The 13,867-nt window shown below is 68.7% G+C and carries 14 protein-coding genes; 10 read left to right on the plus strand and 4 right to left on the minus strand.

All coding sequences use genetic code 11. The annotated features are described in order from the left end of the window. Positions 1-19 precede the first annotated feature (19 nt). The 3 genes from RMCB_RS13560 to RMCB_RS13570 are packed head-to-tail and all read left to right on the plus strand — an operon-like array spanning position 20 to position 3,027. On the plus strand, positions 20-808 hold the full coding sequence (locus tag RMCB_RS13560) for an alpha/beta fold hydrolase (RefSeq protein ID WP_062829178.1): 789 nt from the start codon (positions 20-22) through the stop codon (positions 806-808). Between the two features lie 9 nt (positions 809-817). Beyond that, positions 818-2,476 (plus strand): 2-succinyl-5-enolpyruvyl-6-hydroxy-3-cyclohexene-1-carboxylic-acid synthase, encoded by a 1,659-nt coding sequence (menD, locus tag RMCB_RS13565; RefSeq protein ID WP_062829525.1) that lies wholly within the window; start codon positions 818-820, stop codon positions 2,474-2,476. Then, positions 2,473-3,027, plus strand: coding sequence for a DUF3592 domain-containing protein (locus tag RMCB_RS13570; RefSeq protein ID WP_407662121.1), 555 nt, complete (start codon positions 2,473-2,475; stop codon positions 3,025-3,027). Before menD ends, RMCB_RS13570 begins: the two co-directional genes overlap by 4 nt. Here the strand turns inward: RMCB_RS13570 and RMCB_RS13575 are convergent. After that, a complete protein-coding gene (locus RMCB_RS13575; protein WP_062829179.1) occupies positions 2,985-3,656 on the minus strand; it encodes a DsbA family protein in 672 nt (223 codons plus the stop codon). The genes RMCB_RS13570 and RMCB_RS13575 overlap by 43 nt on opposite strands. A 107-nt stretch (positions 3,657-3,763) precedes the next feature. Between RMCB_RS13575 and RMCB_RS13580 the strand changes: the two genes are divergently transcribed. Beyond that, entirely contained in the window at positions 3,764-4,903 is a 1,140-nt protein-coding gene (locus RMCB_RS13580) for a glycosyltransferase family 4 protein (RefSeq protein ID WP_062829180.1), read from the plus strand. Positions 4,904-4,912: 9 nt separating this feature from the next. On the opposite strand, the gene RMCB_RS13585 is transcribed toward RMCB_RS13580, so the two are convergent. Continuing rightward, a complete protein-coding gene (locus tag RMCB_RS13585) occupies positions 4,913-5,266 on the minus strand; it encodes an ArsR/SmtB family transcription factor (protein WP_062829181.1) in 354 nt (117 codons plus the stop codon). Positions 5,267-5,380: 114 nt separating this feature from the next. On the opposite strand from RMCB_RS13585, the gene RMCB_RS13590 reads away from it, so the two are divergent. The 5 genes from RMCB_RS13590 (at position 5,381) to RMCB_RS13610 (ending at position 11,118) form a co-directional block, all read left to right on the plus strand. Then, positions 5,381-6,097, plus strand: a complete 717-nt coding sequence (locus tag RMCB_RS13590; RefSeq protein WP_062829182.1) for an MgtC/SapB family protein — start codon at positions 5,381-5,383, stop codon at positions 6,095-6,097. A 50-nt stretch (positions 6,098-6,147) separates the two neighbouring features. Further along, complete coding sequence (gene mgtA / locus RMCB_RS13595) at positions 6,148-8,787, plus strand: magnesium-translocating P-type ATPase (protein WP_062829183.1); 2,640 nt, start codon at positions 6,148-6,150, stop codon at positions 8,785-8,787. A 26-nt stretch (positions 8,788-8,813) separates the two neighbouring features. Further along, positions 8,814-9,503 carry a demethylmenaquinone methyltransferase gene (locus RMCB_RS13600; protein ID WP_062829527.1) on the plus strand — a complete coding sequence of 230 codons (690 nt, stop codon included), beginning with the start codon at positions 8,814-8,816 and terminating at the stop codon, positions 9,501-9,503. A gap of 114 nt (positions 9,504-9,617) precedes the next feature. Continuing rightward, entirely contained in the window at positions 9,618-10,616 is a 999-nt protein-coding gene (locus RMCB_RS13605; RefSeq protein WP_062829184.1) for a CobW family GTP-binding protein, read from the plus strand. 22 nt (positions 10,617-10,638) lie between these two features. Beyond that, entirely contained in the window at positions 10,639-11,118 is a 480-nt protein-coding gene (locus RMCB_RS13610; protein ID WP_062829528.1) for a TspO/MBR family protein, read from the plus strand. Here the strand turns inward: RMCB_RS13610 and RMCB_RS13615 are convergent. Both RMCB_RS13615 and menJ read right to left on the minus strand, forming a co-directional pair. Continuing rightward, positions 11,108-11,482: a hypothetical protein gene (locus RMCB_RS13615; RefSeq protein ID WP_062829185.1), complete on the minus strand. Its 375-nt coding sequence runs from the start codon at positions 11,480-11,482 to the stop codon at positions 11,108-11,110. The two genes, RMCB_RS13610 and RMCB_RS13615, sit on opposite strands and share 11 nt — an antisense overlap. A gap of 87 nt (positions 11,483-11,569) precedes the next feature. Continuing rightward, positions 11,570-12,793, minus strand: a complete 1,224-nt coding sequence (gene menJ / locus RMCB_RS13620) for a menaquinone reductase MenJ (RefSeq protein WP_062829186.1) — start codon at positions 12,791-12,793, stop codon at positions 11,570-11,572. 21 nt (positions 12,794-12,814) lie between these two features. Here menJ and grcC1 point away from each other — a divergent pair, with 21 nt between their 5' ends. Next, a complete protein-coding gene (grcC1, locus tag RMCB_RS13625) occupies positions 12,815-13,822 on the plus strand; it encodes a nonaprenyl/(2E,6E)-farnesyl/geranylgeranyl diphosphat synthase (protein ID WP_062829187.1) in 1,008 nt (335 codons plus the stop codon). Positions 13,823-13,867: the final 45 nt, after the last annotated feature.

Genomic DNA, 13,867 nt, shown 5'->3' on the forward strand with positions numbered 1-13,867 from the left:
GGGCAGTAATGTCGGCCGGGTGAACCTGGCTTACGACGAACGAGGCAAAGGTGAGCCGGTGCTCTTCATCGCGGGCCGCGGTGGCGCCGGCCGCACCTGGCATCTACACCAGGTGCCGGAGTTCCAGCGTGCAGGCTATCGCTGCATCACCTTCGACAACCGCGGCATCGGCGCCACGGAGAACGCGGAGGGATTCGATACCGCCCAGATGGTGGCCGACACCGCGGAGCTGATCGAGAAGCTCGACGCGGCGCCGGTACGCATCGTCGGCGTATCGATGGGATCGTTCATCGCGCAGGAACTGATGCTGGCCCGCCCCGAGCTGGTGCACTCGGCCGTCCTGCTGGCCACCCGTGGTCGCCACGATCGCGCGCGCGACTTCTTCCGGGAGGCCGAACGCGACCTGGATCGTTCCGGTGTGCAGCTGCCGCCGACGTTCGACGCGAAAGTCCGCATGCTGGAAAGCTTTTCGCCGAAGACGCTCAACAACGACGTATCGGCACGGGACTGGAGCGAGATGTTCACCATGTGGCCCACCAAGCCGACGCCCGGCTTGCGCGCCCAACTCGACGTCGGCCCCGACGGCAACCGGTTGCCCGCCTACGCAGCCATTCGCACCCCGGTGCTCGTCGTCGGGTTCGCCGACGATGTGGTGTTGCCGCCCCACCTCGGGCAGGAGGTGGCCCAGGCCATCCCGAACGCGCGGTACCTGGAGATTCCCGACACCGGCCACCTGGGCTTCATCGAGAAACCGCAGGAAGTCAACGCCGCGATCCTCAATTTCTTCGCCGAATCGCGAGCCCAATAGGCTGTGGTGGTGAACCCATCGACGGCACAGGCCCGTGTCGTCGTCGACGAACTCATTCGCGGCGGCGTCCGCGATGTCGTGCTGTGTCCCGGATCACGCAACGCTCCGCTGGCATTCGCGCTGTCCGACGCCGATCGAGCAGGCCGGATTCGCTTGCACGTGCGTATCGATGAACGGACTGCCGGCTACCTGGCGATCGGCCTGGCCTGCGGTGCCGAGGGCCCGCGGCGCGCCCCGGTCTGTGTGGCGATGACCTCCGGCACCGCGGTGGCCAATCTCGGCCCCGCGGTGGTCGAGGCCAATTACGCGCGGGTTCCGCTGATCGTGCTGAGTGCCAACCGGCCCTACGAGCTGCTCGGAACAGGCGCCAACCAGACCTTCGAACAGCTCGGCTACTTCGGCACCCAGGTGCGGGCCAACATCAGCCTCGGGCTCGCTCCCGACCTCAGCGGCGGCGCGCACGGCGAGATGGATGCCCTCAACGCCCAGTGGCGCTCGGCGACGTGCCGGGTGATCGCGGCCGCCACCGGTTCGCGTACCGCCAACGCCGGCCCGGTGCAGTTCGACATCCCGCTGCGGGAACCGCTGGTTCCCGACGACGCGGCGGGCACGCCGGCCGTGTTTCCTGACGGCAGGCCCGGTGGTAAGCCGTGGACCTTCACCCCGCCGGTCACGTTCGATCAGCCGTTGGACATCGACCTGACGCCGGACACCGTGGTGATCGCCGGACACGGCGCGGGTGTGCATCCGAACCTGGCGGAGCTGCCGACGGTCGCCGAGCCGACCGCGCCGCCTGCCGCCAACCCGCTGCACCCACTGGCGTTGCGGCTGGTGCATCCTCAGCAGGTCATCATGCTGGGCAGGCCCACCCTGCACCGCCCGGTGTCGTCGCTGCTGGCGGACCCGTCGGTGCCGGTCTATGCCTTGACGACGGGCCCGCGCTGGCCTGACGTGTCGGGCAACTCGCAGGCCACCGGCACCCGCGCGGTCACCTCCGGCACCCCGCACGCTGCCTGGCTGCGCCGCTGCGCCGAGGTGAACCGGCACGCGGTGGCTGCGGTGCGCGACCAGCTCAAGGCGCATCCGCTGACCACCGGCCTGCACGTCGCGGCGGCGGTGGCCGCTGCGGTACGTCCCGGCGACCAGCTCGTGCTCGGCGCATCGAACCCCGTGCGGGACGCTGCTCTGGTGGCGCTGGACGCCACAGGGGTGAAGGTGCAGTCGAACCGCGGCGTGGCCGGCATCGACGGCACGGTGTCGACGGCCGTCGGCGCAGCCCTGGCCCACGAGCGCGTCGGCCGGACGATCGCGCTGATGGGCGATCTGACCTTCGTGCACGACAGCTCGGGGCTCCTCATCGGCCCGACCGAGCCGACGCCGCGCGAGCTGACCATCGTGGTCTCCAACGACAACGGCGGAGGCATCTTCGAGCTGCTCGAACAGGGCGACCCTCGGTTCTCCGACGTGTCATCCCGGGTCTTCGGCACGCCGCACGACGTCGACGTCGGTGCCTTGTGCCGCGCCTATCACGTCGAACACCGCCAGATCGAGGTCGACGGGCTGGGCGACGCGCTGGCCGAACCCGGCGGCACCATGCGGGTACTGGAGGTGAAGGCCGACCGGTCCTCGTTGCGCGCGCTGCACGCGTCCATCAAGGCAGCGTTGTGAGAGTGCGCGTGGATGCGGCCGTGCACCGGCTGCGTGCGTGGGCGCAAGCTCTGCTGCCGCGGCTCTCGGGCGAGGGCTGCGAGACCCGCGCGCAACGTGTCATCCGCCGCGTCCGCATCGGGGTGGTGATCGTCGCGTGCCTGGTGACCCTGCAATCGGTGCTGCTGGTGCTCGGCGCCTGGCGCAACGACCGCCAGATCGAGCGGCACATGGGAGTGGCCGCCGCCGAGGTGCTCAGCGCGGGGCCGCGGCGCTCGACCATCGAGTTCGTCACGCCCGATCGGGTCACCTACAGACCCGAGCTCGGCGTGCTCTACCCCTCCGAGCTCGACACCGGCATGCGGATCTACGTCGAATACGACAAGAACGACCCCGACCTGGTGCGGGTGCGCGACCGCAACGCGTCGTTGGCGATCATCCCGGCCGGGTCCATCGCGGTGGTGGGCTGGCTGGTGGCCGGCGCGGCGCTGGCCGGGCTGGCGGTGCTGCAGAAACGGTTCGACCGCCGTCAGATCGCAGACAAGAGCTTGGCCAGCCAGTCGTTGTCGTAGATGTCGATGATCTTGTCGTTCTTCAGGTCGTAGACCGTCGGAGTGCCGATGGTGTCCTGGATCTCGCTGAGGAATTCGACGTTCTGGTCTGCCATCTCGCCGGTGTCGACTCCGGGCTCACCCGCGGCGATCTTGGCGACATGCTCCGACCCGACTCCGCTCTCCCGCGCCATGTCGGCCAGCTCCTGATCGCTCGGTGCCTGGGCGCCGGGCTTCTGGTGGCTCCACAGGACCTCGACGTAGCGCTGGAAGTGCACGCCGCCGGTGCCTGGGCCTGCCGCGAGGAACAGGGCATTACTGACCCGCGCCGAGTAGTCGTGGCCGTCGACGTCGAGGAACGTCATCGGGCGATAGGTGACGGCGAGCTCGCCGAGGTTGATGTAGCTGCTGATCTCGTCGCCGAAGTCGTGCTGCAGCTGAGCGCAGTGCGGGCACTGGGGCTCGGTGAAGATCTCGATCTGCAGCGGCGCATCGGTGAACCCCACCTGAATGCCCGAGCCGTCCTTGGTGATCTCGGTCGGCGGCCCATTGGGGTCGGGTGCCGCGACGCCGGAGACCACCTGAGTGCAGCCCGCGGTGGTCAGTGCCAGGCTCATGGCCAGCGCGCCGAGCAACCGCGTGATTCGCATGCCAACTGAGCGTAGTCCCAGGATGACGCGAGCGCGCAGGTCAGGTTTTTGCGTGTCGTATCCCCGTCGGCAACCTTTCCGACAGGTGCCGCTGCGACGATCGTGACGTGCGCGTGGCAATCGTTGCAGAGTCCTTCCTCCCGAATGTCAACGGCGTCACCAACTCCGTGCTTCGGGTGATCGAGCATCTCCGCCGTACCGGCCATGAGGTGCTCGTCATCGCTCCGGACACCCCGCGCCGGCAACCGCCGGCCGACCGGGTCTACGACGGTATCCGGGTGCATCGGGTGCCGTCGCACATGTTCCCGAAAGTGACCTCGCTGCCCCTTGGCGTGCCGCGGCCCCGGATGGTGAGCGTGCTGCGCGGGTTCGCGCCCGACGTCGTGCACCTCGCCTCACCGGCCCTGCTCGGCTGGGGCGGCGTGCATGCCGCCCGGTACCTGGGTGTGCCGACGGTCGCGGTGTTCCAGACCGACGTCGCCGGTTTCGCCGAGAGCTACGGGGTCGGCGTGCTGTCGCGGGTGTCGTGGGCGTGGACGCGTCGGCTGCACGCCAAGGCCGACCGCACGCTCGCCCCCTCGACCTCCGCAATCGAAAACCTTGAAGCCCATGGCATTCCACGGGTTTACAAGTGGGCCCGCGGGGTTGATATCACCGGGTTCGCGCCGTCGGCGCGTGACGATGCGCTGCGGGCGTCGTGGTCGCCGGATGGCCGCCCGGTGGTCGGATTCGTCGGCCGGCTGGCACCGGAAAAGCATGTGGAACGGCTGGACGCCATCGCTGCGCGCGATGACCTGCAGCTCGTGATCGTCGGCGACGGGATCGACCGCTTGAAGCTCCAAACAGTGCTTCCCTCAGCGATTTTCACCGGTGAACTGCGCGGTGAGGCGTTGGCCGCGGCGTATGCCAGCATGGACGTGTTCGTCCACCCCGGTGAGCATGAGACGTTCTGCCAGGCCGTTCAGGAGGCGATGGCATCTGGGCTTCCGGTGATCGCCCCTGACGCCGGTGGACCGCGAGATCTGGTGGCGCCGTATCGAACTGGTCTGTTGCTCGGAGTCGATGAGTTCACCGCCGCGCTGCCTGCCGCGGTCGATCATCTGATCGCCGAACGGGCGCGGTATTCGGTGGCGGCGCGGCGCAGTGTGCTGGGCCGTACCTGGCCGGCGATCTGCGATGAACTGCTCGGGCACTACGAGGCTGTGCAGCCGGGCGCCGATGTGACGCTGCGCCGGCATGCCGGATGAGTTGCTCCGCTACGCGTGGCGGGCGGTGTCGGACGCGCGCAGGGTGGGCTGAGCGGCGCTGAGCGCCACGCGAATCACCGCGAGGGCATTGTCGTCGGTGGCGACGTACACCTGCCGCTTGCCGTGGCGCTGGGCACGGACCAAGCCGGCGAGCTTGAGCTTGCCGAGGTGATGGCTGACCGTGGCGATGCTCTGGCCGGTCTTCTCGGCCAGCGTCCCGACGTCCTGCTCACCGCTGTCGAGCAGCCACAGGATGTGCAGCCGGACGGTGGCCGACAGCAGACCGAAGAGCGAAGCGGTGTCCTGAAGCACCCGGGGCGACACAGGGTCGGCCGGGTCGGGCGCGGTGGTGGGGGCGGGCACGGAACTCCTCTCGATGTCCCTGACCTAGACTGTCTCATACTCAACACTTGTGCAAGTGTTTGAATTTCCTGGTTGACTGCTGTTGCCCCACCTTCTGGTCGAAAGGAGTGTGCGATGACCACGCTGGAGATGCTGCTGCGCATCGGATCCGGTGTCGGCTTGGGCACCGTGATCGGACTGGAACGCCAATACCGCGCTCGCATGGCGGGTTTGCGTACCAACGCCCTCGTGGCGGTGGGGTCGACGCTGTTCGTGCTGTTGTCGGCGCACGGTTTCAGTAGCGACCCTGGAACCGCTGACCCCACCCGGGTGGCTGCCCAAATCGTCTCTGGCATCGGTTTCCTCGGCGCCGGCGTCATCATGCGGGACGGGCTGAGCGTCCGCGGGCTCAACACCGCCGCGACGTTGTGGTGTTCGGCTGCGGTCGGTGCGCTGTCGGGCGCGGGGCTCTTCGACGTGGCCGCCGCGGGCACCGTCGTGGTCGTTCTGGTCAACATCGCACTGCGTTTCGTCGGCCGCGCCGTCGACCGCATCCCCGAGACGGGCGACGAGCAGCCGACGTCGTACGTGTTCGTCGCTGCCACGCGCGACGAGCACGAGGCACACATCCGGGCCCTGGTGGTACAGGCGTTGACGCGCACCGACTTTCGGCTGCAGTCGATCGCGAGCACCAACACCGATGATGCCGGTGGAGTCGAGGTGCGGGCCGAGTTGCTCAGCGATCAGCGCGACGACCGGCAGATGGAATCCGCGGTGAGCCGGCTGAGTATGGAACCGTCGGTGACGAGCGTGCGATGGAACGTCAACGTCGAGGAAGCCGTCGACCACTAGTCGCGTAGGTACCGTGGACAAGGGTTATTCGACCGCGTGAGGGGCCGACGATGACAGACAACGCAGCCGGCCTCGGCACTGTCCTCGACGCACAGAACCACCGCCTGTGCGAGCTTGCCGCCGCACCCGTGTTGACGGTGTTTCACCAGGTGCAGAGCTCTCCGCGCGGGCTCACCGAAAACGAGGCCGCCGACCGGTTGAGCCGGTTCGGCGACAACGACCCCGCGCCCGACGACGAGGACACCGCGTGGACGCGCCTGCGGGCGGCGGTCCGCAGTCCGTTCGTGGCGCTGCTGGCCGGGCTCGACGTGGTGTTCCTGCTGGTCCGCGACATCCGGGGAGCCGGGATCGTCAGCCTCATGATCGCGCTCGCGGTGCTGCTGCGGCTGTGGCAGCAGACCCGTTCGGAGCGCGCCACGCGCGCGCTCGACGAGCTGGTGTCCTCGACCGTGACGGTGCGCCGCCGCGCCGACGATGCCGACGAACCCGTGGAGCGCGAGGTATCCCCACACGACCTGGTCCCGGGCGACATCGTGTTGTTGCGCGCCGGCGACATCGTCGCCGCCGACGTGCGGCTGATCACCTCCACCGACCTCGTGGTCGATCAGTCGGTGCTGTCGGGGGAGTCGCTACCGGTGTCGAAGTCGGCCCGGCCGGGCCCGTCGGACCCGGATGCCGGGATCCGCGATGCGGTTGTCGATGCGCCGAACCTCTGTCTGTCCGGTACGGCCGTGGTGGCCGGCGCCGCCACCGGCGTGGTGATCGCCACCGGTCCACGCACCTACACCGGATCGTTGACAACGTCGGCCGCCGCGATCCGTCCGGAATCCAGCTTCGACCGCGGGGTGCGCGCGGTCGGTTGGACCCTGATCCGCTTCATGCTGGTGATGGCGCCCATCGTGTTCGTCGTCAACGGTCTGGTCAGCGGAGTGTGGGCGCAGGCGGCGATGTTCGCCGTGGCCGTCGCCGTCGGCCTCACACCCGAGATGCTGCCCGTCATCGTCACGACGAACCTGGCCCGCGGAGCCACCCGACTGGTCACCGAAAAGGTTGTCGTGCGGCGGCTCAACGCCATTCAGGATCTCGGTGCGATGGACGTGCTGTGCGTGGACAAGACCGGAACCCTCACCGAGGACCGCATCATCTACGCCCACAGCATCGACGTCACCGGACGACCCGACGAGGCCGTGGCCGAATTCGCTTACCTCAGCGTGCATTTCCAGGACTGCGCGCACAGCCCGCTCGACGCCGCCATCCTCGAACTCCTCGGGGGCGGGCAAATGGAGTTCATCGCCGACGCCGCGTTCACCAAGGTCGACGAGGTCGCGTTCAACCATCGTCGGCGCCGTAACACCGTCGTGGTGACGAGGCAGCGCGGCGAGCACATCATGATTTGCAAGGGCGACCCCGACCAGGTGTTGGCCCGCTGCAGCGAGATCCGCATCCACAACAAGGTCATCGCCTTCGACGACGAGCTCACCGCCGAGGCCGACGAGATCGTGGCGGCCTACCGGCGCCAGGGTATGCGGGTGCTGGCCGTGGCCGTCAAGGAGCTGCCCGCGCGGTGGGAGGACTACGGCGAATCGGACGAATTCGGCTTGGTGCTGGTCGGTTTCGTCGGCTTCGTGGATCCGATCCGGGAGAGTGCCACCGCGACCGTCACCAGCCTGGCCGACCACGGCGTCGGGGTGAAGATCCTCACCGGCGACAGCCGGGTGGTGGCTGCGCAGGTGGCCAACCACGTCGGGTTGGACTCCCACGCAACGGTTCTCGGCTCCGACGTCGATGACGCCGACGATCAGGAGCTCCGCGCGCTGGCCGCCGCGGCGGACGTGTTCGCCGAGCTGACACCGGCACACAAGGCGCGCATCGTCGCGGCGCTGCGTCAGGAAGGCCACGCCGTCGGCTACCTCGGGGACGGCGTCAACGACGTCGCCGCACTGCGGATCGCGGACGTGGGCATCGCCGCGGACACCGCGGCCGACGTCGCCAAGCAGGCCGCCGATCTGATCTTGCTCGACCGTGACCTCGCCGTCGTCGCCCGCGGTGTTGTCGAGGGCCGTCGGACGCTGGCCAACACCATGAAGTACGTCAAGATCACGGCCAGCTCGAATTTCGGCAACGTGCTCTCCGTGTTGGCGGCCAGCGTGCTGCTGCCGTTCCTGCCGATCCTGCCCATCCAGCTGATGGTCCAGAACCTCCTGTACGACACCGCCCAGCTCGCGCTGTCGTGGGACCGTGTCGACGACGACTACCTGCGGGTCCCGCAACGCTGGCGCTCCGGCGGGCTCATCGGGTTCATGCTGACGTTCGGGCCGCTCAGCTCACTCTTCGACCTCGCGACGTTCGGAGCGCTGTGGTGGTGGTTCGGCGGCGCCCATGCGCCCGCGCTGTTCCAAACCGGCTGGTTTGTCGAGGGTCTGCTGACCCAGCTGCTGATCGTGCTCGTGCTGCGCACCCGCGAGCTGCCGTGGCGTCGCCCCGGCCCTGCGGCGACGGTGGTGCTGGCGTTGTGGTGCGCGGCATCCATCGGCCTGGTGCTGCCCGTCACGCCGTTGGCCGACCCGCTGCACATGACGCCGCTGCCGACCGCCTATGTGCTGTGGCTCGCCGTGGTTGCCGTCGGTTACGCGTCGTGCGCGCAGCTGGTCAAGCAGCGGTACCTGCGGCGGCACCGCGCATGGCTGTGACCGACCGGCCGGGTAGCGTCAGCACGGTGAGTCGAGCGAGCCTGGAGAAGAACCCACACGAGGTCGCGTCGATGTTCGATGCGGTGGCGCGGCGCTACGACCTGACCAACACCGTGATGTCGCTGGGCCAGGATCGGTTCTGGCGGCGCGAGACCCGCGCGGCGTTGGGCATCGGGCCGGGGGACAAGGTGCTGGATCTCGCGGCAGGCACCGCCGTGTCGACGGTCGAACTGGCCACCTCGGGCGCGTGGTGCGTGGCCGCGGACTTCTCGGTCGGGATGCTGGCGGCCGGTGCGGGCCGGCCGGTGCCCAAGGTCGGGGCCGACGCCACCAGGCTGCCGTTCGCCGACGGCGTGTTCGACGCGGTGACCATCAGCTTCGGGCTGCGCAACGTCGTCGACCATGTGGAGGGGCTGCGGGAGATGGCCCGCGTGACGCGGCCCGGCGGCCGACTCGTCGTGTGCGAATTCTCGACGCCGACCAATCGCGCGTTCGCCACGGTCTACAAGGAGTACCTCATGCGGGCGCTGCCTGCGATGGCGACCGCCGTCTCGAGCAACCCCGAGGCCTACGTCTACCTCGCCGAGTCGATCCGGGCATGGCCCGATCAGGCCGAGCTGGCCCGCCGCATCGGAACCGCCGGCTGGTCAAATGTGCGCTGGCGCAACCTCACTGGCGGCATCGTCGCGCTGCACGCCGCCACCAAACCGGACTAGACGCACCGCGAGAGCACCGCTAGACGCACCGCGAGCGTGCGTGTCTGCTGGTCGACACGCCGCGCTGCGCCAGCAGTTCGTGCACGCTCGCGCCCCTGTCTTTACGATGACCGCATGGCGGCGTCGGGTTCGGTACCAGTACTGGCTGTCGCGGGCCATCTCGGCGCGGGCAAGACCACGCTGCTCAACCACCTGCTGCGCAACAGTCGCGGCGTGCGGATCGGCGCCCTGGTCAACGATTTCGGCGCGGTCAACATCGACGCCATGCTGATCGCCGGTCAGGTGGATGCGATGGCGTCGCTGTCCAACGGCTGTATCTGCTGCGCGGTCGATGCCGACGAAGCGGCCGACATGCTGGGCAAGCTGGCGGCGGTCAAGCCCCGGCTGGACCTCATCGTGGTCGAGGCCAGCGGCGTGGCAGAGCCGTCCGCGCTGGCGCGCACGCTGGCCACCGCCGACGACAGCCGGTATCACTACGCGGGTCTGGTGTTGCTGGTCGACGCCGTCGAATTCGCCCGCGCCGACCTGGGACACAGTGTGCGCGTGGCGGATCTGGTCGTGCTGAACAAGGCGGACCAGGTGAGCGCCGACGAGCTTGCCTGCGTCACCGACAAGGTACGCGAGCTCAATCCACGAGTTCCGGTGCTGCCCACCGAGTTCGGTCGCGTGGACCCGGCTCTGCTGATCGACGTGCCGGAGCGGGCACCCCGGGCAGGTCAGCTCAGCCTGGACGAATTGCTATGGGACACACACGATCACGATCAGCATGAGCATGCGGCCTATCAGAGCGTGGAGTTCACCACCGACCGGGCGCTCGACCCCCGTCGACTGATGGACTTCTTGCGAGACCGGCCCGCCGGCCTGTACCGGGCGAAGGGTTTCATCGATTTCGGCGCGGCTGGCTCCGGGCGCAAGTTTCTCCTGCAATTGGTCGGCAGTTCATTACGGTTTTCCCGACGGCGGTGGGAGAGCTCCGAACAACGCGCGACCACGCTCGTGCTCATCGGCGCGGACATGTGCGCGGACACAGTCAAGTCGGCACTGCAGGATTGCGTCAGTGCCGAGCCGCCCGACGACCAGGCGATCCTCGGAGTGCTGCGCTACGCAGACTGACGAAACGTGGTAGCAACGAATGATGCGACCAAGCACATTGATCAAGACCGCATCTGCCGCGTTGGCCACGGCCGTGGTCGGCGGGCTGGCGAGTCGGCCCGCGCAGTCACAGTGGTACACCCAACTACGCAAGCCGTCGTTTCAGCCACCGCGCCAAGCCTTTCCGGTGGTCTGGCCGCTGCTCTACGCCGACATCGCCGCGGTCTCGGCGACGACGCTGGACGCTCTGCGCGCGGAGAATCGCGATGATGAGGCCCGCGCGTTCGGCGCGGCACTGGCCGCCAACCTCGTCATGAACGCGGGCTGGTCGTGGATCTTCTTCTCCCAGAAACGGCTCGGCACCGCGGCCGTCGTCGCAGCGGCGCTCACGGCCAGCAGTGCCGATCTCACCCGGCGCGCCGTGGCTGCCCAGGGCCCGCGCGGCGCCGCGCTCGCGCCCTATCCGCTCTGGTGTGCCTTTGCGACCGCGCTTTCCACGCGGATCTGGATGCTCAACCGCTGACCGGCCGTCGTTGCATGGCCCGATCTTGGTCGCGGAATCGGTTGTGGAGGTTCTGCTTTGAGACGCCGAGCGCAGTGCCGATCTGAGCCCACGAGAGTCCGGCGTTACGAGCTGTGAGGACTGCCTTCTCATACCGCGTCTGCAGGTGGTCGAGTTCTTCACGTATCCGGGTGAGTTGACGCAGACTGGCCGTGGGCGAGAGATTCTCGGCGACCGGCTCGGCTTGCGGTCCCGGCAGTGGTGCGCAGGCTGCTATTTCGCGTTGCAACTGCTCGTTTGAGCGACGAATGATCTCCTGCAGCTCAGGATCGTTGGCCCACCACGGTTCGGAGGCCGGTGCACGTGCCGGTTCGTCGGTTGCCATCGGCTGTTCCCCCTGTGGAGCGTCAAAACTTTTGACGATCTTTTCTGCGAGTATGCCGCCCACCGGCGACACGCCCGACGGGTCAGCTCACGAGAACGGCTTGCGCTGATCGAACCGTCGTGACACCAGCCCAGCGGCTCGCCACACCCGGGCCACCCAATCGGCGTCCTCGTCGGTGACCAGGTTGCCCATCACCCGTACCGCGATGTTCATCAGGAACGTCGAGCGCATCGCCACCGGACCCGTCAGCGGCAGGAACCGCGGCAGCGTCAGCAACACGCCGAGCCGCCGCGCCACAGAGAACCCGCGGGCGTAGTGCTCCTGCAACACCGCAGGCCACGCCGTCGCGTAACCCCCGCCGGCACCCAGCAGTTCGGCGGCCAGCCGGCCGGTTTCCAGGCCGTAGTCGACGCCCTCGCCGTTGAGCGGGTTCACGCACGCCGCGGCGTCGCCGATCAGCATCCAGTTGGGTCCGGCCACCCCCGATACCGCGCCGCCCATCGGCAGGAGCGCCGAGAGCGCGGCCCGCGGCTGCCCGGTCAGCCCCCACTCGTCGCGCCGCAGCTCCGTGTAGTGGCTCAGCAGCGGCCGCAGCGCGGCGTCGGCAGGGCGTTTCGCGGTGGCCAGCGCACCCACTCCGATGTTCACCTCCCCGTTGCCGAGCGGGAAGATCCAGCCGTAACCCGGCAGCACAGCGCCTTCGGGCGAGCGCAGCTCCAGATGTGAGGTGATCCACGGCTCGTCGGCCCGCGGCGAGGCGATGTAGGCGCGGATCGCGACGCCGTAGACGGTTTCCCGGTGCCACGTGCGGCCGAGCTCGCGACCGAGCGTCGAGCGGGCCCCGTCGGCCACGATCAGGTCCGTACACCGGATCGTGCTCCCGTCGTCGAGGTGCACCGCGTCCGCTCGGCCTCCGGAATCATGGCTCACACCAACGGCTTTGACTCCCAACAGCATCTTCGCGCCGTCGTCGGCGGCGACCGAGCGGATCCGGTCGTCGAGCTCGGTGCGCGGCACGGCGCTGCCGGTCGACGGGAACGATGGACCGGGCCACGGCACCTCGACGTCGGCGCCGAAACCTGACATGCGCAATCCCCGGTGGCGCAGCTTGGTGTCGAGCCACCCGCCCATGCCCAGACGCTCCAACTCGGCCACCGCGCGTGGGGTGAGCCCGTCGCCGCAGGCCTTGTCCCTCGGGAATTGCGCGGCGTCGACCACCAGCACGTCGCGGCCGCTGCGCGCCGCCCACGCCGCAGCCGCCGACCCGGCCGGACCGGCGCCCACAACGACCACATCTGCATTGGTGTCCATCGGTCCCAGTATGTTGGACGAATGAGGACACCAGCGACTGTGGTGGCGGGCGTGGATTTCGGGGACGAGGCGTTTGCCGCCGAAGTCCGCGGCGGTGTGGCCCGCATCGAAGATCTGATGTCCACTGAGCTGGGCAAAGCCGATGAGTTGATGGCCGAGGCCGTTCAGCATCTGTTCCAGGCCGGTGGGAAGCGTTTCCGCCCGCTGTTCACGGTGCTGGCGGCCTCGCTGGGGCCCCGGCCCGACGATCCCGATGTGGCGATCGCGGGTTCTGTGATCGAGCTGGTGCATCTGGCCACGCTGTACCACGACGACGTGATGGACGAGGCGCAGGTCCGCCGCGGTGCACCCAGCGCCAACGCCAGGTGGGGCAACAACATCGCGATCCTGGCAGGCGACTACCTGTTCGCGACCGCATCCCGGCTCGTATCGCGGCTCGGCCCGGACGCCGTGCGTGTGATTGCCGACACATTCGCGCAGCTGGTCACGGGCCAGATGCGGGAGACCCGGGGCGCTGCCGAGCAGGCCGACCCCATCGAGCACTACCTCAAGGTGGTCTACGAGAAGACGGCGTGCCTGATCGCGGCATCGGGGCGGTTCGGCGCCACCTTCTCCGGCGCCGACGACGAGCAGATCGAGCGGCTGGACCGGCTCGGCGGGATCGTCGGCACCGCGTTCCAGATCTCCGACGACATCATCGACATCGACAGCGATCCCGACGAGTCGGGCAAGGTTCCGGGCACTGACCTGCGTGAAGGCGTCCACACCCTGCCGGTGCTGTACGCATTGCAGGAGACCGGGCCCGAGGCCGATCGGCTGCGGGTCCTGCTGGCCGGGCCGGTGGAGCGTGACGAGGACGTCGCCGAGGCGCTGAGCCTGTTGCGATCCTCCCCGGGAATGGCTCGCGCCAAGGAAACGGTGGCGTCCTACGCGGCGCGGGCGCGCGTCGAGCTGGACAACCTGCCTGACGTCCCGGGCCGCCGGGCGCTGCTGTCGCTCGTCGACTACACCGTGAACCGGCACGGCTGATTCCGGAACCCGCGCGGGCTTGCTGAGCGTTTAATCGGCGAAGAC

It is taken from the genome of Mycolicibacterium brisbanense, from assembly GCF_001570425.1.
GTDB lineage: Bacteria > Actinomycetota > Actinomycetes > Mycobacteriales > Mycobacteriaceae > Mycobacterium > Mycobacterium brisbanense.